This window comes from Micromonospora sp. LOL_015 (assembly GCF_048060275.1).
Taxonomy (GTDB): Bacteria; Actinomycetota; Actinomycetes; order Mycobacteriales; family Micromonosporaceae; genus Micromonospora_E.
This window is the reverse complement of sequence record NZ_JBHMIO010000001.1, coordinates 109039-132761: the sequence shown is the minus strand read 5'-3', so window position 1 is coordinate 132761 and position 23723 is coordinate 109039. Positions and strand designations below refer to the sequence as shown.

The following is a 23723-nucleotide window of genomic DNA, read 5'->3' as shown; positions in this document are numbered from 1 at the left end:
ACCATGGGTGGATGGCCGACGAGCCGGTGCGACTGGAGATCCGGACGCTGGGCGGGTGCCTGTTCGACTCGCCGCTGGCCCGACTGCTGCTCGGGCGCAACACCAGCTGGCACTACGTCGACGAGCCCGACCGGGTGCTGCTCGACGACACCGTCGGGATGCTCACCGGCCGGGGTCTGCCCATCGACGAGCTACCCAGCCTCGAACCGGGCGGACCGCGACAGAAGATCTTCTTCGAGCCGGCCCGCACCCGGGTCGGGATCGTCACCTGCGGCGGGCTCTGTCCCGGCCTGAACAATGTGATCCGGGCTCTGGTGCTGGAGCTGACCACCGGCTACGGGGTGCGCCAGATCGTCGGTTTCCGCAACGGCTATCAAGGGCTGGTCGCCCGGCACGGCCACGACCCGGTCCCGTTGACGCCGGCGGTCGTCGACCGGATCGACGAGTACGGCGGCACGATCCTCGGTACGTCGCGGGGCAACCAGGATCCGGAGGAGATTGCCGACACCCTCGACGAGCTCGGCATCGACATCCTGTTCGTGATCGGTGGTGACGGTTCGATGCGGGGTGCGTCGCGGATCACCGAGGTGCTCGCCCGGCGGGGTCGACCGGTTGCCGTCGTCGGGGTGCCGAGGACGATCGACAACGACATCCCGTACATCGAATAGAGCTTTGGTTTTCAGACGGCGGTCGCGCACGCCACCGAGGTGATCCGGGTCGCCCATGTGGAGGCCACCGCGTTCCCCGGCGGGATCGGGCTCGTGCAGCTGATGGGCCGGCACAGCGGCTTCATCGCCTGTTACGCGGCCCTGGCCACCCACGACGCCGATTTCGTCCTGGTGCCCGAGGCTCCGTTCGCCCTGGACGGCCCGGGTGGCTTCCTGGCGCACCTGCGTCGCCGGGTCGCCGAGCGGGGGCACACGACGGTCGTCGCCGCCGAGGGCGCCGGCCAGGAGCATCTGGCTGGCGAACCCGCCGGCCACGACGCCTCCGGCAATCTGCGGCTGCACGATTTCGGCCGCTACCTGCGGCGGCGGATCGTCGAGAACCTCGCCGCTGCCGGGCACGAGTCGAGTGTGAAGTACATCGATCCGAGTTGCACGATCCGTGGCGTGCCAGGTCGACCCGCACGGCGACCTGTGGCTGTCGGTCCTGGAGGCCACCGGTTAGCCGCCGTCGATCGCCTGATCGAGCGGCTGGGAGTCCATGCCGGCGCGGGCCGGGTTCCGGCGACTCGTCACTGTTTTGTCACGACTGCGATCACACTCTGTGCCTATTGTCGCCGATTCTAGTTACCTAGAGGTGGCGGCACGCACGTCATGTGCGCCAGGGCGTTGGGTGGTTGGGGAAGCCATGGCTACCGGTCAGGTGCAGCATGACCAGTTCGGGGATCTGCTCCGGGCCCTCCGCCTGCAGCGGAGGCTGACCCAGGAGGAGCTTGCCGAGGCGGCGGGTTCCAGCGTCCGCAGCATCCGGGAAATGGAGCGCGGCCGGGTGCGCAGCCCGCAACGACGGACGGTGGTGCTGCTCGCCGATGCCCTGCGGCTGGCCGGGGCGGACCGCGACTGCTTCGTCGCCCTGGCCCGGGCCGAGCGGCAGCCGCGCGACAGCGGCACGGTGCCGCACGGGCAGTACAACAGCGGCACGGTGCCGCACGACGGCCCGGCGGTGGTCGTACCCGGGGAACTGCCGTCCGCCGTCCCGGACCTGGCCGGCCGGGCGGAGATCCTGCAACGGCTGTCGACTCTCGCCGCCGAGGTCGCCGCCGGCCGGCCGGACACATCCTCGGTGGTGGTGCTGCACGGTCCGCCGGGGATCGGCAAGACCAGCCTCGCGGTCGCGGCCGGACATCGACTCAGCTGGGCGTTTGCCGGCGGACAGCTCTTCGTCGACCTGCAGGGCGCCTCGCCGGACGGACCGCTCGACCCGGCCGAGGCGCTGGCCGGGCTGCTGCGGTCGCTCGGGGTGCCGGACAGCAGGGTGCCGGTGTCGCCGGCCGAGCGGGGCGGCCTGTTCCGCACCCTGACCCGGGACCGGCCGCTGCTGGTGGTCCTGGACAACGCCGCGAACGAGGCACAGGTACGTGCGCTGCTGCCGGCCGGGCGGGGATGCCTGGCGCTGGTGACCTGCCGGCGTCCGCTGGCCGGCCTGGCCGGCGCGGTCCGCCAGCCGCTCGACCTGCTCGCCCCGGCGGCCGGTCGAGCGCTGCTCGCGGCGATCGTCGGTGCCGACCGGATCGCTGCTGAGCCGGCCGCCGCCGATCAACTCGTCACACTCTGCGGACAGCTGCCGCTGGCCGTGCGGATCGCCGGCAACCGGCTAGCCAGCCGGCCACAATGGTCAGTAGCGTGGCTGGTGGACCTGCTCCGCGACGAACATCGAAGGCTGACCGTACTGACCGCCGGGGACCTGGGCGTACGGTCGGCGTTCGAGGTCTCGTACCGGCAACTGGACCCGGTCACCGCGCGAGTGTTCCGGCGGGCCGCGCTGATCCCCGGCACCGATTTCGCACCCGCACTGGCCGCCGTCGTGGCCGGCATCGACGAGGAGACCGCGGCGGTGGCCCTGGAGGAGCTGGTCGAGGCGGGTCTCCTGCTGACCCTGGGCGACCGGTACCAGTTCCACGACCTGGTTCGGCTCTACGCCCGGGAACGCCTCGACGTCGAGGAACAGCAGGACCGGCGGACGGAGGCGCACGATCGGATGGTCGGCTGGCTGCTGCTGCGTACCCGGCAGGCCGGGGTGATGTTCGAACCGGACGCCGGTCGGGCCGATTCCCCGTTCGACGACGATCAGGCGGCGGCGTACTGGCTGGACCGGGAATCCGGCAACTGGCTGGCGGCGCTGCGCTACGCCGCCCGGTGTGGGCGATACGCCGACGTGATCGCGCTCGCCAGGGCGTTGCACTGGTACTCCGATGCCAACAGTCACCTGCACCCCTGGGAAGAGATCTTCTCGCTGGCGGTCGCTGCGGCCCGGGCCGTCGGCAGCTGTCGCGACGAGGCGGTACTGCTGAACTTCCTGGGTTGGGCCCAGTACTTCTGCCAGGACCGCAACGTCGACGGGCTGGCCACTCTGGACCGGGCGCTGGCCCTGGCCCGGCGGATCGGGGACCGCCGGGAGCAGGCGTGGGCACTGACCTACACCGCCGCGGTCCTGGTCCGCACCGGCCGCGCCGGGTCGGCCGTCGACCACAGCCGCCGGGCGGTCGGTCTGTTCCGCGAGATCGGGTACGCCCTCGGCGAGCAGAGTGCGGCGAGTGCGCAGGCGGGGGCGCTTGCTGCGCTCGGCCGGTTCGCCGAAGCGGCCGAGTTGCACCGCGAGGTGCTAGCGTTCTACCGACGGAACAGTGGTCTCAGCCGTACCGGCGCGGCGGTGGCCCGGGCCGGCGCGATGGTGAGTCTCGGGGCGGATCTGGCCGGGATGGGCCGGCTGCGGGAGGCCGCCGACCAGTACGCCCGCGCCCGGCGGGTGTTCCACCGGTGCGGTGCGACGTTCAGCGAAGCCAACGCCGTGCACCGGTACGGGCTCGCGCTCGCGTCGTTGGGCGAGGCCCACGCGGCGGCCGAGGCGCTGCGGGCGGCGCTGGACCTGTACGCGGCACTGTCCTGCCCGTGGTGGGAGGCGCAGACCTTGTCCGCGCTCGCCGCTCTGGCCGGCGCGGCGTCGGACCCGGCCGCCGCGCGCCTGCTGCGCCAGCGGGCGCTCGACTGGTGCGGTGAACTGGACGCCCCGCAGGTGCGGACCCTGCGCGCCACCCTGCGGCGCGAACTGGCCGGGTCCTGACCGGGATTCTGATGCGCGCCGAGATGCTGATCCGCCGCGAAGGGGACCGGGCCCCGCCGCGATTCGGCGGGACCCGGTGTCGGTGGACAGGGTCAGTTGCAGGTGGTCCCGTTGAGAGTGAACGGCGCCGGGACGGTGGGGGAGCCGTCCGCGGTGTAGCCGAAGTTGACGGCACCGCCGGTCGGGATGGCGGCGTTGTGGTTCTCGTTGGTGACGGTCACCGCCGATCCGGTCTGCTGGAAGACGCCGTTCCAGTGACCCCGCAGGAGCTGCCCGCCGGGGAAGGTCCAGCCCACCGACCAGCCGTTGACGGCCGGGCCGTCGTTGTAGACGGTCACGCTGGCGGTGTAGCCGGTGCCCCACGACTGGGTGACCACAAAGGAGACCCGGCAGCTGCTGGCGATCGCCGTCGCCGGCACGAGGTTGCCGTAGTCGTCGCGGGCGGTGGCGAAGTCCTGGAACCCGAAGCCCGGTCCGGCCGACCGGGTGGTGGTGCCGGCTGCGAGCACGGTGCCGTCGGGGTTGACGAAGTAGACCGGGCCACCGCTGTCGCCGCCCCGGGCGGAGTCGTGGCCGTCGAGCTGGGTGGCCTCGACGAGGTCCTCGATGTCGTCGTAGTGGTAGTCGACCCGCAGGTTGCAGATGGGTCCGCCGAGCACTCCCGCCGAGGTGTACCCGGACTGGCACAGCAGCTGACCGGGGAAGACCTCGGTCCAGCCGACCACTTCGGCGCGGACCTCGTCGTGCTGACCGCCGACGTAGATGTGGCCGCCGGGTGCCGACGTCGAGATGATCATCGTGTCGTGGTCGTCGTTGCTGTCGACCGCGTAGCCGATCAGCGTGCCGGTGCCGGTGGTGGTGTCCCAGCCGGTGTGCCAGGCCGAGCCGATCGACCCGCAGTGTTCGGCGGTGAGGATGTAGCCGGCGGTGGTGTCCGCGTCACGTACGCCGAAGCCGGCCGTACACCAGGGCGTGGTGGGCCCGATGCCGGCCCCGCCGTCGAACGGTGCGGCGTCGTCGGTCCGCGACCGTTCGACCAGCTGGTCGCGTTCGACGAAGGTGGTACGGACACCGGTCTCCGGCAGCGTCGGCAGCTCGGTGCTCGAGCTGTAGTCGACGCCGATCTCGATGCCGGTGCCGTCGGTACGCAGCCGGACCGAGTGGCTGGCGTCGGTCGGGTCGGCCTCCACCACCGGGGCGATCCGGGCGGCTGCCGTACGCAGTTCGGCGCGGGAGTAGGTGGCGTCGGCCACCTCGACCGGCGCGGTGCGGCGGGCGGCGGCGACGGCCGCGGCGATGTCGGCGGGCGGCTCTCCCTTCCACCACAGGGTGACCTGGTCGTCGACCAGGCCGATGCCGGCGTAGCCCCGGCCCGGCGCATGGTCGACCGCGGTGCGGATGACGTTGGCCGCGTCGACCAGTGGAGCCTGGGCGACCATCCGGTCCAGGGTCGGTGCCGGGATGAGGTCGAGGATGGACTCGGTGGTCCCGGCCGGCTCCGGCTGGTGGGCCTCGGCGTAGCCGGAGGTGGGACTGGTGAGCGTGGTCGCGCCGACCATCGCTGCGACGACCACCGCAAGGGTGGTCACTTTCCGAACTGATGCCATGACGCTCAGTCAAGCAACGTCTGATGTGGGGTGACAGGCAGGACGCCCGGCAGGAGTCGACCTGCCGGGCGTCCTGCCGGTAGTTGCGTACCGGCTCATGGTCGGGCCGATCCGTGCGGCAGCTGCTCATCCGGTGGTCGGCCGGGGATGTCCGCTGCCGACTCATCCCGTTTCTTGTACGCTTGTACATGTACGTGTGTACAAGAACGGAGACGGTCATGGCGTACCTGTTCCTCGCCGCCGCGATCACCGCCGAGGTGATCGGGACGAGCCTGCTCAAGTCGACCCACGGGTTCACCCGGCTGTGGCCGACGCTCGCCCTGGTCGTGGCGTACGTCACCGCGTTCGCCTGCCTCGCCCAGGCGGTGAAGACGATCCCGGTCGGTGTCGCGTACGCGCTGTGGGCCGGGCTCGGCACGGCGGCCATCGCCGCGATCGGCGCGACGTTCCTGGGTGAGCCATTGACCCTGACGAAGGTGACCGGGATCGGGCTGGTCATCGCCGGTGTGGTGGTGCTCAACCTGGGCGGTGCCCATTGACCGCCGACCCGGGTGGCGCGGCCAGCCGCCGTCCGGTGCGGCCCCGGGATCCGGAGGGCCGCCGCCGGGCGCTGGCCGCCGCCACCCTGGAGGTGGTCGCCGAGGTCGGGATCGGGCGGACCACGCACCGGGCGGTCGCCACCCGCGCCGGTGTCCCGCTCGGGGCGACGACCTACTACTTTCCGACCCTGGCCGATCTGGTCGTGGCCGGGCTGCGGCAGGCACAGACGGACGTCGAGGCCGAGCTACGCCGCTGGGCCGATCAGCTCGGCGACGGCACCGACCTGCCGGCCCGGCTCACCGGGCTGATCGGCGAGTACCTGGCCGACCAGGGCCGGGCGCTGACCGAGCTGGAGCTGTACCTGGCCGCAGCCCGCAGCCCCGAGCTGCGGCCACTGGCCCGCGCCTGGCGGGACCGTCTCTGCGAGATCCTGACCCCGCTGACCGGCGACCGTGCGGCGTACGCGGTCGCCGTCTTCGTCGACGGTGTCCTGCTGCAACACTTCGCCATCGGTGAGCCGCTGGACACCGCTGCCGTCGAGTCGTCGATCGCCGCTCTGGTCAGGTCGGATCAGCCGGCTGCTGCTCGTGGTCGTCGGGCTGCTGGTGGTCGGCCGGCTGCCCGTCCGAGGTGACAGCGGCCGACCCGTCCGGGGTGACGGCGGCCGGCCGGTCGTCCGGCTCGGCGGCGATCATCGTGGTGGTGTCGTCGATCAGGTCGGCCAAGCCGGCCGGGCTGAGTCCTTCGTCGTTGACCAGGGCGACGACGAGCAGTGTCTGTGCGGTGATGGTTTCGGCGGTGGTGGGCAGGGTGTCGTGTTGGCCGAGGGCGGCGTACATCAGGGTTTCGGCCACGGTCGGGTCGATGGCGGTGCCGGCGGGGTCGAAGCGTTCCCGGACGCTGGCGACGAAGCGGATCACCGCGGCCGGGTCGCCGGGCCGGAAGCGTCGGTCCACGGTGAGCACGAACAGTCCGCTGAGCAGGTCGAGGTATTCCTGCCACTGGTCGTCGTCGAAGCGGGCGAGTTGGCGTTCGTGTGCGCCGGTCTGCCCGGCGACCAGGTAGGTCAGGGCGGCGCGAGTCCGCGTCCGTCGGCCGGTGGCTGCCGTGCGGCGGAGTTGGCACCGTCGCCGGGCGGATCGCCGTCGGTGTCGGCGGTGGCGTCGGGTGGGTGCTGGTGAGCGCGCGTTGTGCGGCGAGCCGGCGTAGCCGCTGCTGCGGCGGGTCGTAGCCGTTGGCGAGGGCGTTGAAGTAGCGGTCGATGGCCCCGGTGCCGATGCGCCGAGGCTGCCGCTGAGCTGGTCACAACGCAGGTGGTGGCTGCCGCGCCAAGCCGCCTATCAGCGTCCTGACTCGCAGTTTTCAACATCGCAATGATTCTGTCAGACGCGCACTAAACAAGTTGCCAGCGCTAGCCGCTCCGAGACCTGCAGTCGTCGTTGCCGGTCTGTGGCCAACCTAGACCTCGATGCTTGAGTCTCCTTGCACTGTCAGATAGTCTCATGTCATGTAATTGGCGGGAGCGACTTCCAATGCGTTGCAAATGCTCAGGCGCTATCGCGTTTCAACGCCACCCCCGTCCATGTCACTCGTGCGGATCGGGAGGTGATTGTCTCGTAAGATTCCTGCCGAATGGTTCGGCTGTTGCGTGGACGCTGAAACGTGCCACGTCTCCGGTCTGCTACTTGCCTGCGCCCGGCCAAGTTTCGCCACCGATTGCGATGATCTTGCTGGTAGCCTAATCGAGAGCTGGCACAATTGAATTGGAGGCAAATTGGGGATCGCATACCTTTCTGGCCGTTCTGTCCGTGGACTCCTGGCTGCGTTTAGTCTTGGCGTTATCGCAGTTCTCGCATTGCCATATCCTGGGATGGCATACAGTTGGGGTACGCTCACTGTGTACTCGGGAAGTGTGGCTCAAGGGGCGGGGTATGGGTCATGGTCGATGCAGGGAAGCCTTTCGAATGGTGACGGCTATCTCATCGATTATCAAGCAACTGGAGAGTCGATCTACTACCGCGTAAGCACCGACGGTTCGAGCTGTAACTGGAGTTGCCCAGGAAGGTCTTGGAGCTACGCCTACAAGGAAAGTACGAAGTGGAACGGAGACTACTGGCGCTTCTGGGACGCCGACACTACGATTAGTCCGAATCTGGATTACGAGGCCGCCAATGTGAGGGTCTGTGAAGACCAGCGATTTTCTCCTGATGACTGTTCTAGCAACGCGCACATGGGTCAGTTCTAGTCAGATATCAGATGGACTTAGAACCTAGGGGTGACATGCCTTCAAAAAAAACTCGCGGCTTCAACCGATTTGCAGTGCTGTCCATCGTGGTGGCAATGCTGGTACTCCAGGCTGGTCCGGCATCGGCGCTAAATACCGTTAGAAATTGGGCTGGCCAGTCTAACCCGTGGGTCCTCACTGTTGGTGGTGTCGATCAGGGTGCGGCGTACGGCAATTGGCGACTGACTTATCAGGGAACCAATCTTCGGTCAGTTGCGAATGGTTACGTCCGAGACTATCGAGTCGGCGGTGCATCTATATACTTCGAACTTGGGACGCAAACAAACTCTGGGATCTGTATCGCGCCGGCTTGGATATCTTGCAGCCAGCAGTGGCATACATACGGATTTCCTACCGGCTCTGCGCATTCGAATTCGGATCGTTGGGTGAGCACCTCGGCTTCCATCTCGGTGAGCGGGACTGCGGACTTCGCGAGGGGAAATTTGAGGACCTGTGAAGAAGTGAACTACTGGCCCGATGACTGCAGTGGCTATTACTACACTGCCGGTGATAGCTACACGTGATTTGTAGAGCGTTCCGGTTGATCCATGGCGGGTTCGACCGGAACGCTTCAACCCGGATTGGCGAATCAGCTTGCTCAAGGTATCAGTCGAAGGAATATCGCAGGTTTACAGTTCCGGCTTCCGGCTGGAGAAAATGGACCTTTCTCTCTGCTCGGGTGTCACCTGCCTGATTGGATCCAATGGCTCGGGGAAGACTACGCTGCTGCGAATACTGTCAGGTATCGACATGCCGGCAACTGGTAGGGTTCGCGTATCCGAGAGAAATTTGTCGACATCAGAACATCTTCCCGGATTTCTTCCGCAGGACTTCTCCGCCCCAAGGAAAGCTACCTGTCTAGATTTTCTCTACTACGTTGCATGGTCTCGGCGGGTGCCATCAACTCGTCGCCGGCTCGTTATCGAGAACGCGCTGTCCCGCACCGGCCTCAAGGATCAGGAAAAGCGCAGGATTGGCGCTCTCTCCGGTGGCATGCTGCGGCGCTTGGGTATCGCGCAGGCAACCATTCACGATCCGAAGTTCCTGATCCTCGACGAGCCGACAGTCGGCCTGGACCCGGGCCAGCGCCTCGCCATCAGGGATCATGTCCGAAAACTCGCAGAAGATGGCGTCGTCGTCTACTCGACGCATATTGTCGAGGACGTCCGTGCTCTGGCCGACCGAGTACTCGTCTTGCGGTCCGGGAAACTGATCTTTGACGGCACGGTTTCCAGTATCAAGGAGTCAGCTCACCGACCCGAACCTGGCGAGGACGGCCTAGAGCAGGCGATCGGATCGCTCATGGGAGCGCAGGAGTGAGACTGACGACTTTTCTCTTCCGCACGCACTCGGCGCCGAAGGTTGCCCTGCTGCTACTCGCGGTCGAAATGTTCAACGTCTTCAACCGGGGTATGCCGTGGCGCGGTGAACTGGTCTGGTCCGTGGACTGGGCCGGCACTGTGCTGGTGTTGGTTGGTCCGGTGCTGGCCGGCGCGGTGGCGGTCGACGCAGGCCGCTACGCCAAGTCGGGCGTCGACTACCTCGCCGCCCAGCCTGGCCCAAGAAGCCGTGTGTCCATCCTCACCTGGGCCGCAGGCGTGGTACCCACAATGATCGCTCACCTCGTCGCAGTCGGCTTGATCCTCATGATTTCCCGGCCGCAGTCGGAAATCTCGCCTTGGCCGAGTTTGCTCGCGGCGGTCGCACAGTTAGGCGGGATCGCCTTCTACGGTGCCGTCGGCTCGGCCTGCGGACGATACCTCGGCTCTGTAGCAGGCGCTCCGGCCGCCGTCCTGCTGAGCGTGCTGCTGTTCTGGCAGTTCGGCACATCGCCCGATCGTTTTTCGCCACTGTTGTTCGGCCGCGCAACGAGTTCGGTTCTCGGCCTTCAGTTCAACGTTGTTCAGATTTTGTATCAGGTGGCCATGCTGATTCTGCTCACCGGCGTGCTACTGGCACTTCCGGTGCGGGTGATTAAGGGGATCCGCCGCCCACCCCACGTGATCACTGCGGTGCTGCTGGTTGCCGTCATCGCCGCCTACGTGCTGACACCGCTGACCTCGGTGAACCGTTTCAATCGAGTCGCTGTGGCGCCATCCTCGTGTGCCGGTCAAGAGCCGGTGATCTGTGTTTTTCCAGACCATGAGCGGTTCCTCCCCTCAGCCGAAGCTGCAATCAGCGAGCTTTACGCCGGAGCGGCCAGTCTTGGCATTCGTGATCTTCTTCCAGAGAAAGTTCAGGAACGCGTCCCGGGGGAAGGCTCTGCCCAGGATGGGAATGGTCGATTCCAAATCCCGGTCGCCGCATTCAGCGGCGACAAGCTGTCAATCGACGATCTTGCGATAGAGATGGTGGTGCCACATCACTGCCCGGCACTGTATGGGGACGTCCCTCCCTCGATGGAGTTCGGTGAGGATCTGCATCGAGCCGCACAGACCCTGGTTTTGGCGGCAGTCGGGCAGGCCGGATCAGGGCCATGGGGGGGCGAGGTAGATCCGATGTCCTCGAACGAGCTAAGAGAGGTGCTCGTCAACTTCCAGAAATGCAGTCTCTAGTGGGGCACCTGCGCGGTACGCTCGTTGACGTTCCAAGGGCATGGTGCGCCGTCCACCATGCACGAGTGGCCGCGGCACTCTTCATCGTCGCAGGTGTGTCGAGCCTGGCATTCCGTGATCAGGTTCTCAACCGGTTCGTTGTCGACCTAGTGGTCCCGGTTCCGGTACCGATCTTGGTGCCGGTCGTCGTGGGTATGGCGGTTGGCCTGGGAGCAGCCAGCCAGGTGGACCGCAGGATTCTTCCGGCCCGGTCGATGGTCCTTCCGCGGGTCGCCTGGGCCACTGTCCTCCTACTGACCGGGTTGCTTACTCTCCTTCCGGGAGTAACCGGCTTGTCCGCAACCCCGAGCGGGCTGGCACGCAACTGCCTGGCATTCAGCGCGTTGGGTCTGGCGAGCACCGTGTGTCTAGGCGCGGTTGGTGCATGGGTGGGACCCGCCCTCGTCGGACTCTTCGTCATCCTGTTCGGCGGTGGACGCCCGGAAGGTCTTCCTGTCTGGGCCTTTTTCTTGAATGAGGAAGGCGGTCCAGCCGCTCTCGCCGGATCAGTTGTCGGGTTTGTCCTTGCGGTGGTGCTCTACTCCCTAGCGGGCACGGGCCATGTCCGTATCACGAGTGGGTGGACCTGACCGATCACCGTTAGGTTTCGCAGATCTGGCCAACGACGAACTGATTGCTTCATGTCCGCCGAACGAGGCGTAGTGGGCGGCCGCCCGGCCGCCCACTACGCCTCGTTCGGGTCACTGCTGCGCTGCGCGGTCGTCGTCTACTGTGGTGTCGGATACCGGCAGATCGGCTTCCTCGGCGGGCGCGGGGTCGATGGCGTCCGGCGGTTTCTCCAGCTCGTCCGGCTCGGCGGCGATCATCGTGGTGGTGTCGTCGATCAGGTCGGCCAGGCCGGCCGGGCTGAGTCCTTCGTCGTTGACCAGGGCGACGACGAGCAGTGTCTGTGCGGTGATGGTTTCGGCGGTGGTGGGCAGGGTGTCGTGTTGGCCGAGGGCGGCGTACATCAGGGTTTCGGCCACGGTCGGGTCGATGGCGGTGCCGGCGGGGTCGAAGCGTTCCCGGACGCTGGCGACGAAGCGGATCACCGCGGCCGGGTCGCCGGGCCGGAAGCGTCGGTCCACGGTGAGCACGAACAGTCCGCTGAGCAGGTCGAGGTATTCCTGCCACTGGTCGTCGTCGAAGCGGGCGAGTTGGCGTTCGTGTGCGCCGGTCTGTCCGGCGACCAGGTAGGTCAGGGCGGCGGTGGGTGCGTTGGTCACCGGCTCCTCCAGGTGTGGAAGGCGTCTTCCCAGATGTGGTGGCGGACGAGCTGCCAGAAGGTGCGGAACCTGACGTGGTGGCGGCCGGTGGCGACCAGCGACGCGGCGGTACGGGCGGCGAGGCCGCGTACCTCGGTCGGTGGCTGATGCCCGGCGGAGTCGGCACCGTCGCCGGGCGGGTCGCCGTCGGCGTCGGTGGTGGTGGGTGGGGTGCTGGTGAGCGGTCGGCGCGCGGCGAGCCGGCGCAGCCGCTGCTGCGGCGGGTCGTAGCCGTTGGCGAGGGCGTTGAAGTAGCGGTCGAGGGCGCCGGTGCCGACGCCGAGGCTGCCGTCGAGCTGGTCGAGGCGGGCCAGGGCGGTGCGCAGCCGGGCGGCGGCGGCCTGGGCGTACGGGTCGTCGCTGCGGGCCAGGCGGTCGGCGGCGGCCAGCACCCGGGGCCGGGCGTCGCCGGTGGTGCCGGCGGCGTGGCCGGCGTGCTCGCGGGCGGTCCGCAGGCCGCGCATGATGCTGGCGACGCCGACCGGGCGGCTGCCGGGCAGCTGCGGCCGGGCGACGGTGACGGCGTCGAAGACTTCGCCGTACGCCTCCCACGCCTGGTGCAGGGCCTCCTCGTAGCGGTCGACGGTGAGCCGGGCGTCCGGGGCGAGCGTGTGGGCGTCGCCAAGCTGCTCGGTGACGTGGGTGACGGCGGTCTCCAGGGCCAGGCAGACCGCCCGGAGCGCGCCGATCGTGTCGGCGGCGACCTGCAGGGCCGCGGCGTCGGCGGCGTACTCCCGGGCGCTCATGCCGACCTGCTCAGCCAGGAGAAGCGGGGCCGGTCCGGGGCGTCGGCGACCCGGCCGGGGTCGAGCAGGGTCGCGCCGGGCCGGCGGAACGGCAGTCGGTGGTAGCGGTGCATCGTCGCTTCGGCTTCGGTCAGGTCCGCGCACGGTCCGGGCCGTCCACAGCCGAGACAACAGCCGGTGTACGCCGAGGTGGTGTGACGGTCGATGGTGCGTTGCGCCTCGACGACGCGGCTGCGGGCGTACCGGGTGTAGTAGGTCGCGGATCGCTGGTCGCCGGCCGGGCGCAGCCGGGTGGGTGGTGGTGGGACGGTCGGGGTGGGGCGGGGGTCGGGTGTCACCGGACGTTGCCTCCCGTACGCGTGGAGATGGCACCCGCCGCTGGGGCGACTGTTGTCACAGGTGGCGGGCAGGTTGATGCACCCGGCCGACCGACAGGCGACGTCGGCCGACCGGGCTCCTTGCGGGGCAACCACTCCGGTTTGCAGACCAGGGAGCGGCGCGGAGACAGCTTTACATATGCGCCCATACGAAGCAACCCATGAGCGCCGATTTCTTGCCATACAAAGCTGGCGCGTGATCAAATGGGTGCGCAGATCAGGGAGCCGCCCATGCCCGCCAAGCCCAAGTGGGAGAAGATCGCCGACCACCTCCGGAGCCAGATCGTCTCCGGTGAGCTGGCACCAGGCGACAAGCTTCCGTCCACCGTGCAGCTGTGCAAGGAGCACGACGTGTCAGCGATCGTCGTGCGCCAAGCCATCTTCAAGCTGCGGACCGAAGGGCTGATCGAGGGCGTGCAGGGCGTCGGCGTGTTTGTCGTCGACCCGAACGGGTGACGGCTGCTCCCTGCCCGCGTCGCAGGGAGCGCCAGCGGCGGCCCATACCCCGCTTCTGTGTCCCGAATCTGACAGGATCGACTACTGTCATCCTCTGTGCTCGTTTGTTTACGTTCAGCTATGGCACGGAGGCTGCGTAAACAGAGGATCAAATGTCGGGGACCACGGGATGAGGACGGGCGTGCCTGCCAACGCCTTGTCAGCCGTCCTGGTCAGAGGTGTCCGCAGCACGTCGGTCGACCAGAAGTACCGCTGCGCGGACGCTTGGCTGAGTACGCCAAGCATCCTTCCAAGAAGGCCAAGTCAAAGACACCGCCGGGGACTCGACGAGCGGCAAGCTCACCACGTCTGACCAGTGAGTCGACTCGACCGAGGCGGCGGCCTTCACCCGCAAAGCGGGAGGCCGTCGTTGCAGAGGCGGTTGGCTACTTCGAGGCGGCGGTGACGCTCGGAGCAGCCGAGGCTGCCGTGGCTCAGGCGGCAAGCTACGCGGGGGACAAGGTGTGGGTCCGACTGACCGATGACTGGTCAGGGCGGAACTGTAAAGGGCTTGCTCGTCTTGCCCGCGCCGCTTTGGACGGCAAGGACTGGCTTCACGGTCTGATCGGGGATCTGGTGGGCTTTTTGCTGGAGTTGCTCAGCACCCCTCGAGTAGCCAGGGCTTTCGGCAAGGAGATCGCCAAGCGGATACCCCTGCCCTGGGATCAGCAACTAGTGGCTGTGTCGAGAGGGATGCAGATCGCAGGCATCGCGGTTTGCATGATCAACGGCAGGGATCTGTTGAAGTGCGAGTGCTTTGTCGATGTGGTGGTCAACGAAGGGAAAGAGCGTGTGCGCCAGTTGATGGACTGGGCCGCCAAGGACTGGCGGAACCTGGAGCAACTAATACCTTCCTCTTGAGTGGGCCGTCAGGGAAACTCCGCGAACTGACACAGCGCAAAGCTTTCGGACAGTCCTGAATCAATCGCCCTGGCGGCTGGTTTTGGTCGTTAGCCGTTCGTGAAGAGGGCTGACCTAGCAGTACGGACGAGTTCTCAGCCATACAAGCCTACAAGTTGGATATGTACGCGCCAAGGCTTCTCGTGGCTTGGTGAGTGAGGACAGCGGCTTCTTCGATGTTGGAGCGGGACAGCTCGGCCCAGGTGTAGATCTCCTGGGTGCGGTCCTGCCGCCCGCCGGCAAGCAACTGGGCCAGGCGGAGCTGCCTGGCCCGCATCGCGTTAGCCGCGTTCGCCAGCTTGGCCTGCTGGGTCTCGATCTCGTCGAGGATCCGGCGTAGTTGCTGAAGATAGGAACCAGTGCTGGAAGCTACTTGGCTGTTACTGTCATCTCTTGTCGACCCTAGTCCGAATCTTTCAAGGGGGCTCCGTCTTCTCTGCTGGGGCAATCCTGGGGTGGTCGGCGGGGTGGATTTCACTTGATGCGGCACTGCTGGCTCGGCTTTTGGCTTCTCTGAATCATCGGGCTTTGCCTCAGATTCCCTCACTTCGTCAACAAGGGCGTTGATGAATCCTTTCGCTGCCATCCCTGCCGCTTGGCCGACAATCAGCCCTGTCGTCACGGCAGTATGCACCGGCATCCCGAGCTTGTTGCTGATGACTCCCGCCACGGTGCCAGCAAGGAGTCCCAAGTTCTGGAGCAGCACTCCGCCGGCCTCTTTCAGGGTTTCGTAGGCCCAGCGTCGAGCGAATGGGCGCTCCGGCTCGTCTTTGCCTTGGAGGCTTTTCCGCCATTTCATGTCGCCGGCAACGGGTCAAGGAATGCGCAGGCTGAGGCCAGTAATACTGGTAGGTGTTGTGCAAGATCCTTGGCGATGCTCTTTCCGGAGTCACCAAGTGGCCTGCCGCCGTCCGCGACGTGTTCGGAATCGTCTGCGTAGTAGACGCACGCCTCCCACAGGTTCGGCAGAAGGTACGAAAATGACCATAAGCCATAGACGTGGTTAGGTAGTGCGACGATCGGCTGATCGCCAACTCCGATGGCGTGTTGGTGGGGGGCTTCGGGGGTGGAGCCGAGGCCCTGGGCGAGGGGGAGCAGCTTGTGGCGGCTGAAGACCGGTTGCAGGTCGCCGTCGGGGTCGAACTCGACGAGCAGGCCGCGGGCGATGAGGTCGTCGACGTACCGTGCGGCCTGCGGCTCCGGCTTCGGCGCGGTCTCCAGCATGCGTACCAGGGAATCGCGGTTGACGGCGAGCTTCGCGTGCTGGTCCGGGTAGAGGAAGGCGGCGGCCCAGACGGCGGCCTCGGTTTCGGTCAGCTCGACCAGGTCGTCACCGAGGTGCACCTCGTAGCACTCCGGTGTCGGGTCCGGTGGGCGGACGTACCGGTAGCGGGGACCCATGCTCAGCCCGGCGGGCACGATCACAGTCGACATCAGGTGATCCTCCCAGCCGGTCAGAAGCTCGCGGCGTAGCCACGGCTGGACTCGATGGCGCTCTGCGTCAGCGCAGCCGCCTCGGCCAGCTTCTGCTTCGCCTGCTCGACCTTGGCGATCGTCTCGGACACCTGCGAGTGGCTGGACCCGCTGGTGATGCCGCGCAGCGCCGCCGTACTGCGGTCGAGGGCTTCCGCGCTCGCCCGGATCGCGCCGACCTGCTGGCCGACCTCGTCACCGAAGCGGGCGACGCCCGCCTTGACCTCTTCAACCGAACTCACGCCGACATCCTCCCCATCGGACAATCGCAGTAGCTTCGACCGTACCGGATGAAGTAGGTCCTCGTCGGCCTTACTGTCGGCTTCGCGAACGATCCTCGGGGCGATCTTGCCGGATGGACAGCCCGCGTGGCGGTGGAAGGAACTTCTCCGGCTGAACCTTGGACCGTGAACATGAACCCTTCGGTGGAACCAGACGCGGAATCCAGCGAGCGACGTAAGGTGCCGGTCTGAGTCAGTGGAAGTGATCCACAGAGAAGTGTTTCGACCGCCTTGGACCTGATCCGCTCGCCGGTCGGCTGAGGTTGTGAATCGCCGTGCGTCGGCTCGGAAACGCCGTCCTCTGCGTATCACGCGGAGATACGCGCTATCGACATGATTTTGATGGAGGTCGTTAGTTATGTTCACTCGTGGTGAACTCACTCGCCGAAGTGGCGCCGACCCGCGTGCCCTGACGTACGCCGTCATCGACCTGGAGACCACCGGGCTGAACCCGAACAGAGGGTCCCGCGTCTGCGAGCTGGCGATCGTGCGGATGCGGGGTGACGGCGTCGGCCTCGACGAGTACTCGACCCTGATCAACCCGGGCATGCGGATCAACAGCGACGAGTACTACGTCAGTCACAACCTCGACCACGAGGAAAAGTTTCTGGTCGCCGAGTTCGGGCGGCTCGGCGTCAACCTCAGTGATGTACCCGGGCTGTGCTCGCTGGTCACCGCCCGTACCCAGATCGACAGTTGGGGCTACAAGCTGGAGTACGTCCACCACCTGGTCACGGGGGAGTGGCTCGACGCGGTGCACTCGGCGCTCGGCGACGCAAGGGCACTTGCCGTGACCCTGACGAAGTTCGTCAACGAGGCACCGCAGCGGCTTTCCTGGATCGGGCCGCAACCGGCACCGATTCCGGTGCTACCCCGCACCGGCATCGTCGCGCCCAGAGCTGCCGGGCTGCGCAAAGGCACCGAAGGATGGCTGGCGACTCATGAAGCGCAGACCGCCAAGGGGGACCGGTAACCTGGGTCGATGCTGATGCGATAGTCGCCTCGACTGGCAGTTGCTGCTGGTCGGGGCCGATGGTTGCGGTGAGCGACTGCGGCTCGGCGGCCGAGCTCGGCGGCGACGACGGCACCCCCGCCACCCGGGCACCGAACGGTTCGGTGAGCCCGGGGCGTTGTAGCAGGCACGGTAGACGTAGGTGCGACAGCCGAGCGCGGTGACGTCGAGGTCGCGGCGGACCACAGAGACCGGTTGCGACTCATCGCCGACGCGTCACAAGCTACGGTGCTACAGCCGGTTCGGCCGTCGACACCCGTACATAGCACACGAAACGTGACGTCTTCGGGTATCACCGGGACCGTCGCCACGAGTTCAGCCGCCGCCGCCACGGCGTCGCCGCGTAGGCTCCCAACCCGATGGCGAGTATGGCCGCGCTGAGTAGGAGCGATGCAAGGTCATCTCCTGGGCGTGCGGTGAACTCCCACCAGATGTACTCGCCCTGCCGGGAGGTGCCCCAGTAGAAGAGGATTACGGCTACCAGCGCCGGCCCTGTCCATGCCAACCGCCAGCCGAGCCACAAGCCGGATAGAAGGGCCAGGCCGGTCCAGGCGAGCCAGGACCGTGCGATCATCAGTAGAACGACTGGGCTTGTCGTCAGTGCTGAGATCCCAAGATAGGCAATTGCGCATGTGATCGTGGTGCCGCAGAGATATCCGCGCTGCCAGCGCCGAAAGCGTCTGGTCGCGACCGCTTCTAGCGTGGAGAGGTGGCTATGCAGGCCGAGAACGGGAAGTGTCGCGGCTGCCATGGCCAAGAAACGCCAAATCGGTACGGTGATGCTTCCATCCCGCGTGGCCGTTGGTAGCGCTGTCTCGTAGTCGCCGAAAGTAGCAGCAAGTGCGGCTAGTATCGTCGTAGCTGTAAGGACATGGCTGAGACGTCGAGCGGCGAGGAAAGCGCGTTCAGGTGCTGCGGTCGTGAATTTCTCACGAACTCTTGTCGCAGTATCCTTCATGGATTTCACCTACCTCCCGCCGAGCCCAGTCGAACTGCTGATCCTGTCTGAGATCGTTAGCGATCGCGCGTCCGGCCGCGAATGCCTCCTGCATGTGGTCAGGGGCGTTGGTTTGATAATCGGGCTGTCCGTTTCCTGCTAGGTAGGTTTCCAGCCAGGCGTTCAGAGTGGAGAGGCGGGCCTGGTCTGCGGAGGTCATTGAGTCCCAGATGCAGGCTGCCCCGGAGTGGCCCGGGAAAGTGGCCGTGACGATGGCATTTGCGATGTCGCTTGCATATGACCACGGGCTGCCTTCGAGTATGTAGAAGTGGGGCGAAGCCTCCTCGATTTCGTATATCACTCCGTCGTCGATGCGGACTGTGCGCTCCACCCCGAATTGGATGATACGTTCCGGTCGCTCAAACTCCGCCGGCAACTGATCGATTCGAGCGCTGATATTAGTAATCGATGATAAATACTTCTTGTGTTCGGGCCAGATGCATATCGTGACCGTTCCGTTGGTGCAGAGGGCGTTCCTCCCTATCGGCTCGCGGTCGATAACCAACGGTCTTGCTACTGCCACGCCGATGACCATAAGAATTGTGGTGAGTAGTGCTGCGGCGACGGGAAGGCGAGTGCGGGAAGGCTTGGTTGGAATCCAGGCCAACCCAACAATGAGTGCTGCTATGGTCAGCATTCGAAATGTGATACCGAGGGGGTCGATCATGGTATTCGGATGCCCGCTTACCACGATGAAGCCGCCCGCTCGATCCAACAGGGCGAGAAGGAACAGGAAACCAACAGAGGCGGTCATGGCTGCGAAGACGGGGGTGAAGAGCTTGCCGATCAGCCAGCCTATCGCTGTGGCAAACAGGGTGACGAAAACGCCAAGAAGGAAGTATCCGGCCCAGACTTGTACGCCAGGTGGAAATGATCGGGCGGTTATTGTAAATGCAACTGCCTGCCCGGTTAAATAGGGGGTTAGCAGGATGATCGTTGTCGATCAAAGTCGGTATGCCTCCAGCCTATGGGTGCGAACTGAAGCGGTCGAGATTTGTTCGTCCAGCCCGTGCCTGTTCGTTGCGCTCGCTGCCCATGCTGCGGCACCTGCGCCAAGTATGCCGACGAGATAAGCGGGCACCTGTGCTGCGGCGCCGGTCTCCGGCCAGGAGCCAATCCAGAAGTTGCTACGCAGAAACAGCACCGCCAGGTCTAGTGCAATCAGAATGGGCACAGCCACCCGGATCGGTGAGTTGCGAATATGGAGCCACAGGATTCTCATATCCGCTGCTCTCCCTCTGGCAGCAGGTGTATGTATGCGCGTTCAAGCGCGGTATGTCCTGGGAGATCCGCGCGGTCCATACGTTCGAGTTCGGCAACTGTGCCATCGAACCTGGCTGTCCCGGCATAGAGCACGACAACTCGGTCGGCGGTTGCGGCAACGTCATCAATCAGGTGAGTGCTCAGTAGCACGATGGTATTGCTAAGTCCGGTGATGATCTTTCTGAAGTGCAACCGTTGGCGTGGGTCGAGTCCGACGGTGGGCTCGTCGAGCAAAACAAGGCGTGGTTGCCCGACGATTGCCCATGCGATGCCGGCCCGCTGTCGCATCCCACCCGACAGTTTTCGCATCCGGCTCCGCCGCTGGTCGGTCAGGTCAACCTGTGCTAGCGCTTGATCAACATGTCGGCTTAGATCAGTTGTGGAAACACCGCGAAGCCACGCAGCATAGGTCACAAAATCAGTGACGGTCATCTGAGGATCGAAACCAAAGTGCTGAGGCAGGTACCCAATTCGATCACGGACGGTGCGGGCCGTTCGTTCGGAGTCGATCAGGACTTCGTCGATGCGGATGGTTCCCGAGCGCGGTGGCATGATGGTCGCGAGGGTCCGGAGCAAGGTCGTCTTTCCGGCGCCGTTCGGGCCGAGTAGGGCTGTTATGCCCGGACGTAGTGTCAGGTCAAGCCTGTCGATGACGGTCTTCCTGTCATACCCCTGCACCAGTGAATCGAGAACCGTAGTCACAATATGTAGATCCTTAACCACACTGAGGCGGGGAGTGCGAATCAACGCACTCCCCGCCATTGATCTGGTTTGTCAGTGAACGTTGATCGTTCCCCTGACTGCGCTGAAAGTGCAGTCAGCGCCGCTGTGAGTCGTCGTGTTGCCCTGTGTGCGGTAGACGGGAAGTGACCTGAGGCCCTGTGGACTACATTCCATCACCGACTGATAGGTCGTGCTGTAGGAGGCTCCGGACGGGGGATCGCACTTCTGTGCCCACGCGGTGTTCCACCACTGGGTGTAGCAGTTTCCGGCCTTGCTGGACGTACCCGCTGCTGATGCGGGACCGACAGTGAGGCCGACCGCTCCGGCGGCGAGCACTCCCAAACACCGCTGCTTGCGCGAGCTGTACGCGTAGGCGTGACTTGGGCCGACTCGTGGTTGGGCGCACGACATCCTCTCAGGTCGGGGAGTGCGCGGCCTCGGCAAGCGCTGAGGCCACCTTGGACTTTAGATGTCGGCGGTCTGTCGAGTCAACGTCGAGGGAACTTCGTAATTGATATGTCGGACACAGGATGGGCGAGTGCGCAGATTTTTGGATGTTCCGCCTGCTCAGGCGTGCCTACCCGCACTTTTTCCGGCGATTGATCGTTGGGCACTGACCACCTCATGAAGCTGACGTAGAGACGCCGACCGGCTGACAGTCGAGAGTGCACCTTGCCGGCGCGGGCCGTACGCGGTTGGATCAGGCTGCCGCCCCAGCTGGCCTGCTCGTCGATGACGACCACGCCAGCGGGCGCGCCTGGTACCGCTTCGACTCCGGCGGCGGCTCACCGTGGGTGGCGCGGGACGCGCCCGGTTCGTACGCGGTGGAGCTGCCCGCCTCGGCCGCCCCGACGCAGACCACGTTCTACCAGATCACCGCCTACACGTCGGCGACTGTGAAGTGCAAGGTGGACTCGTACCTGGCGGGCGGGATCGCCCGGGTACGGTGCCGGGACGCTTCCGGGGCCTTCGTCGACTCCCGGTTCACTATCACCTGGACCGTGCACAACCTGCTGCAGCAGATTGCGCCGACGGCGCTGGCGACGGTCGGCGACACGTACCCGTCGGGTGGGTCGGCGCCGGCGATCACCTGGACCAACGACAGCTCGGTGAGCGGCGACTACGCCGTGACCCGGACGGGCACCGGGCGGTACGAGATGCACTTCCCGCAGATCATCGACTACTCCGGGCACGCCGTGGCGTACGCGACCGGCTACCAGGACGCGCACTGCCACGTGCAGTCCTGGTATCCGGTCGGCACCACCGACATGACGGTCGGCGTGACCTGCGTGAACAGCGCCGGCAGCCCGGTCAACACCCCGTTCATGGTCGGCTTCACCTGGTAGCGCAGACCTGGCACGGAGTCACCTACTGCTGGTTCTTCGACTTCGCGCCCCTGCACCCTGCCGTGCGCCGGGGTGTACGCGCGTCCGCTGGAATCCGGCGTCATCCGCTCCGGCGACCCGGTCGAGTTTTGCTGACCGTACCCGTACCCGGTGGTTCAGCGCGCGCGGCGGTAGTGCATGGCCACCGCGCCGTTGCGCAGCGGCTCCGCTGAGAGCAGTTCGAGCTGGCGGGTGTCGGGCAGCCCGCCCTGGTACAGCGTCGGCCCGTGGCCGGCGATCCTGGGATGGACGAGCAGCTGGTACTCGTCGATCAGGTCCAGCCGGTCGAGTTCGGTCGCGAGCATGCCGCTGCCGAGGAGGACCCCGGCCGGGTTCGCGTCCTTGAGCTTCTGCACGCCTTTACGCAGATCGCCGGCGATGTGGTGACTGTTGGTCCACGGGAAGTCGGTGCGGGTCGACGACACCACGTACTTGGGTTTGGCTTCCAACTTGACCGCCCACTCGCGTACGGCCGGCGGTGCCTCCTGGTCACCGCGGGCGACGGCCGGCCAGTAGCTCTCCATCATTTCGTAGGTGACGCGGCCCCACAGCATCGCCCCGGCCTCGTCCATGAGACGGGTGAAGAGGGCATGCGTCTCATCGTCAGCGATTCCCTCCTGGTGGTCGACGCAGCCGTCCAGGGTGACGTTGAGGCTGAAGGTGAGAAGGCCCATGGCCGGCGAGTCTAACGCCGCTACAGTGTCGCGCCCTGCGACTCTGACCTCGGGATGTTTCTGGAGGAGGCTGGGATCATGCTCGTGCGACGGGACGTGCCCCATATCGAGGGCTGCGGACGGTTGCAGTTGATCCGACAGACACCCAGGCGGGCGTCAGGACTTCCGGAGTCGGCGTAGCCACTCGACACCGAGCCGGTGGCCGTCGGGGAACTGGTCGTCGCGATCCCAGCGCCACGTCGTGATCATCGCCAGCACGAGCGTCCGGCAACCTCGGAGCACGTGTTGATCGACGCCCGGGTACAGGTCGCCGACCTCGTCGGGTGCGTGGGCCAGGTCGAACTCGATTGGCCCCCGGCAGCACGTCTCGAAGTCGATGAAGAGCAGGCCGGTCGGGGTCGAGAGCAGGTTGCCCGGGTGCGGTTCGCCGTGCAGGAGTTGTTCGGGCCGGCCGCTGTCGCTGACCGCTCGGCGCAGGCGATCCAAGGTGTCCGCCAGGAAGATCCGGTCCGCGTCGGCCAGCCTCGGGGTCCGGTCGTGGTCCGCCACGATCGTTCGGGCCTCGGAAACCCGGTCGGTGAAGTGCGGGGTGGGCAGGTCGACCCGGCGCATTCCGGCGTGCAGACGTCCGAGCGCGTTGGCGTAGTCCGCAGGTGGGATCGCTTGAGCCACCGGCTCGTAGTAGGTCCACAGCGTGACCACGTAGTCGTCCCAGGCGAAGATCTCGGGCGTTTTCAGCGCGGCCACCGGGCTGCCGACCTCGAACAGTCGCTGAGCGATATCCACTTCACGCTGGGCGCACCGGTGCGCCGCCGGTGCCACCTGTGCCAGCACGTCGCAGGGCTGCAGACGCAGGGTGAGCTTGTTCGAGTTGTGCAGGACGGCGGCGTCGTGGGCGGTCAAGCCGAGTGATGAGGCGATCCACATGGCCGCCTGCGTCGCCCGCTGGGCCGCCTCCGCCTGCATCGGACCACCGTAACTCAGCGTTCTCGGTGCAGCAGCCGCGCGAGCGAGCTGTAACCATGGCGTGGTGGTGCCGGTCGAGGAGAGTGTGCCGTTCCGGTGGGACCTGGTCACGCCGGACCAACTCGGAACTTTGCTCGACGGTGCCGTACCGCCGGACCCATCGGCGTACAGCGACTTCGTCGGCTGCCGCTGTCGTTCCAGCGTCCGGCGGTCACGCGCACCCGACAGGCCCTCGCCGAGGCCGCCGCGCTGGTGGCGTACGGCCGCAGTCGGGCCGGCCGGCACGCCGTCGCCCGCGCCGTCGGACGAGGCCACGCACTCGCGCAGCCCTGGCTACGCACCCTCGTCACGAATC

At 66.2% G+C, this 23723-nt stretch carries 22 protein-coding genes and 1 pseudogene; 10 read left to right on the top strand and 13 right to left on the bottom strand.

All coding sequences use genetic code 11. The features are described 5' to 3' along the window. The first annotated feature begins 11 nt into the window (after positions 1 to 11). Positions 12 to 1292, top strand: a pseudogene (locus ACFHWU_RS00560) (ATP-dependent 6-phosphofructokinase). 61 nt (positions 1293 to 1353) lie between these two features. Further along, complete coding sequence (locus ACFHWU_RS00555) at positions 1354 to 3786, top strand: ATP-binding protein (RefSeq protein WP_416589568.1); 2433 nt, start codon at positions 1354 to 1356, stop codon at positions 3784 to 3786. A gap of 92 nt (positions 3787 to 3878) precedes the next feature. Here the strand turns inward: ACFHWU_RS00555 and ACFHWU_RS00550 are convergent, their stop codons facing one another. Continuing rightward, the gene (locus ACFHWU_RS00550; RefSeq protein WP_416589567.1) at positions 3879 to 5375 is read right to left on the bottom strand and encodes a cellulose binding domain-containing protein; all 1497 of its coding nucleotides are present in this window, start codon (positions 5373 to 5375) and stop codon (positions 3879 to 3881) included. A gap of 236 nt (positions 5376 to 5611) precedes the next feature. On the opposite strand from ACFHWU_RS00550, the gene ACFHWU_RS00545 reads away from it, so the two are divergent. Then, entirely contained in the window at positions 5612 to 5932 is a 321-nt protein-coding gene (locus tag ACFHWU_RS00545) for a DMT family transporter (RefSeq protein WP_416589566.1), read from the top strand. Beyond that, on the top strand, positions 5929 to 6567 hold the full coding sequence (locus ACFHWU_RS00540) for a TetR/AcrR family transcriptional regulator (protein WP_416589565.1): 639 nt from the start codon (positions 5929 to 5931) through the stop codon (positions 6565 to 6567). Before ACFHWU_RS00545 ends, ACFHWU_RS00540 begins: the two co-directional genes overlap by 4 nt. Here ACFHWU_RS00540 and ACFHWU_RS00535 read toward each other — a convergent pair. Continuing rightward, entirely contained in the window at positions 6494 to 6898 is a 405-nt protein-coding gene (locus ACFHWU_RS00535; RefSeq protein ID WP_416589564.1) for a hypothetical protein, read from the bottom strand. The two genes, ACFHWU_RS00540 and ACFHWU_RS00535, sit on opposite strands and share 74 nt — an antisense overlap. A gap of 1976 nt (positions 6899 to 8874) precedes the next feature. On the opposite strand from ACFHWU_RS00535, the gene ACFHWU_RS00530 reads away from it, so the two are divergent. After that, the gene (locus ACFHWU_RS00530) at positions 8875 to 9537 is read left to right on the top strand and encodes an ATP-binding cassette domain-containing protein (RefSeq protein WP_416589700.1); all 663 of its coding nucleotides are present in this window, start codon (positions 8875 to 8877) and stop codon (positions 9535 to 9537) included. Beyond that, complete coding sequence (locus ACFHWU_RS00525) at positions 9534 to 10772, top strand: hypothetical protein (RefSeq protein WP_416589563.1); 1239 nt, start codon at positions 9534 to 9536, stop codon at positions 10770 to 10772. Before ACFHWU_RS00530 ends, ACFHWU_RS00525 begins: the two co-directional genes overlap by 4 nt. 740 nt (positions 10773 to 11512) lie before the next feature. Here the strand turns inward: ACFHWU_RS00525 and ACFHWU_RS00520 are convergent. Genes ACFHWU_RS00520 through ACFHWU_RS00510 form a run of 3 tightly spaced genes read right to left on the bottom strand, consistent with a single transcriptional unit; the run spans position 11513 to position 13160 of the window. Next, positions 11513 to 12037 carry a hypothetical protein gene (locus ACFHWU_RS00520; protein ID WP_416589562.1) on the bottom strand — a complete coding sequence of 175 codons (525 nt, stop codon included), beginning with the start codon at positions 12035 to 12037 and terminating at the stop codon, positions 11513 to 11515. Then, on the bottom strand, positions 12034 to 12822 hold the full coding sequence (locus ACFHWU_RS00515; protein WP_416589561.1) for a hypothetical protein: 789 nt from the start codon (positions 12820 to 12822) through the stop codon (positions 12034 to 12036). Before ACFHWU_RS00515 ends, ACFHWU_RS00520 begins: the two co-directional genes overlap by 4 nt. Next, positions 12819 to 13160, bottom strand: a complete 342-nt coding sequence (locus ACFHWU_RS00510; protein ID WP_416589560.1) for a hypothetical protein — start codon at positions 13158 to 13160, stop codon at positions 12819 to 12821. Before ACFHWU_RS00510 ends, ACFHWU_RS00515 begins: the two co-directional genes overlap by 4 nt. Positions 13161 to 13403: 243 nt before the next feature. Between ACFHWU_RS00510 and ACFHWU_RS00505 the strand changes: the two genes are divergently transcribed. Together ACFHWU_RS00505 and ACFHWU_RS00500 are read left to right on the top strand one after the other, a co-directional pair. Continuing rightward, positions 13404 to 13655, top strand: coding sequence for a winged helix-turn-helix domain-containing protein (locus ACFHWU_RS00505; protein WP_416589559.1), 252 nt, complete (start codon positions 13404 to 13406; stop codon positions 13653 to 13655). Positions 13656 to 14096: 441 nt separating this feature from the next. Next, the gene (locus ACFHWU_RS00500; protein WP_416589558.1) at positions 14097 to 14555 is read left to right on the top strand and encodes a hypothetical protein; all 459 of its coding nucleotides are present in this window, start codon (positions 14097 to 14099) and stop codon (positions 14553 to 14555) included. A gap of 148 nt (positions 14556 to 14703) precedes the next feature. Here ACFHWU_RS00500 and ACFHWU_RS00495 read toward each other — a convergent pair whose 3' ends face one another. Genes ACFHWU_RS00495 through ACFHWU_RS00485 form a run of 3 tightly spaced genes read right to left on the bottom strand, consistent with a single transcriptional unit; the run spans position 14704 to position 16309 of the window. Then, positions 14704 to 15393 (bottom strand): hypothetical protein, encoded by a 690-nt coding sequence (locus ACFHWU_RS00495; RefSeq protein ID WP_416589557.1) that lies wholly within the window; start codon positions 15391 to 15393, stop codon positions 14704 to 14706. Then, positions 15390 to 16028: a hypothetical protein gene (locus ACFHWU_RS00490; RefSeq protein ID WP_416589556.1), complete on the bottom strand. Its 639-nt coding sequence runs from the start codon at positions 16026 to 16028 to the stop codon at positions 15390 to 15392. The genes ACFHWU_RS00495 and ACFHWU_RS00490 overlap by 4 nt, the downstream gene beginning before the upstream one ends. 20 nt (positions 16029 to 16048) lie before the next feature. Next, positions 16049 to 16309: a hypothetical protein gene (locus ACFHWU_RS00485; protein ID WP_282231370.1), complete on the bottom strand. Its 261-nt coding sequence runs from the start codon at positions 16307 to 16309 to the stop codon at positions 16049 to 16051. A 397-nt stretch (positions 16310 to 16706) separates the two neighbouring features. Between ACFHWU_RS00485 and ACFHWU_RS00480 the strand changes: the two genes are divergently transcribed. Next, positions 16707 to 17321: a 3'-5' exonuclease gene (locus ACFHWU_RS00480; RefSeq protein WP_416589555.1), complete on the top strand. Its 615-nt coding sequence runs from the start codon at positions 16707 to 16709 to the stop codon at positions 17319 to 17321. A 331-nt stretch (positions 17322 to 17652) separates the two neighbouring features. Here the strand turns inward: ACFHWU_RS00480 and ACFHWU_RS00475 are convergent, their stop codons facing one another. The 3 genes from ACFHWU_RS00475 to ACFHWU_RS00465 form a co-directional block, all read right to left on the bottom strand. Next, positions 17653 to 17934 carry a hypothetical protein gene (locus ACFHWU_RS00475; protein WP_416589554.1) on the bottom strand — a complete coding sequence of 94 codons (282 nt, stop codon included), beginning with the start codon at positions 17932 to 17934 and terminating at the stop codon, positions 17653 to 17655. 355 nt (positions 17935 to 18289) lie between these two features. Then, on the bottom strand, positions 18290 to 19111 hold the full coding sequence (locus ACFHWU_RS00470) for a hypothetical protein (RefSeq protein ID WP_416589553.1): 822 nt from the start codon (positions 19109 to 19111) through the stop codon (positions 18290 to 18292). A 464-nt stretch (positions 19112 to 19575) separates the two neighbouring features. Beyond that, positions 19576 to 20322, bottom strand: coding sequence for an ATP-binding cassette domain-containing protein (locus ACFHWU_RS00465; RefSeq protein WP_416589552.1), 747 nt, complete (start codon positions 20320 to 20322; stop codon positions 19576 to 19578). Between the two features lie 716 nt (positions 20323 to 21038). Between ACFHWU_RS00465 and ACFHWU_RS00460 the strand changes: the two genes are divergently transcribed. Next, a complete protein-coding gene (locus tag ACFHWU_RS00460; RefSeq protein ID WP_416589551.1) occupies positions 21039 to 21689 on the top strand; it encodes a hypothetical protein in 651 nt (216 codons plus the stop codon). 155 nt (positions 21690 to 21844) lie between these two features. On the opposite strand, the gene ACFHWU_RS00455 is transcribed toward ACFHWU_RS00460, so the two are convergent. Beyond that, positions 21845 to 22402: a dihydrofolate reductase family protein gene (locus ACFHWU_RS00455; protein WP_416555623.1), complete on the bottom strand. Its 558-nt coding sequence runs from the start codon at positions 22400 to 22402 to the stop codon at positions 21845 to 21847. A 156-nt stretch (positions 22403 to 22558) separates the two neighbouring features. Further along, positions 22559 to 23368 (bottom strand): phosphotransferase family protein, encoded by an 810-nt coding sequence (locus ACFHWU_RS00450; protein ID WP_416555621.1) that lies wholly within the window; start codon positions 23366 to 23368, stop codon positions 22559 to 22561. Positions 23369 to 23723: the final 355 nt, after the last annotated feature.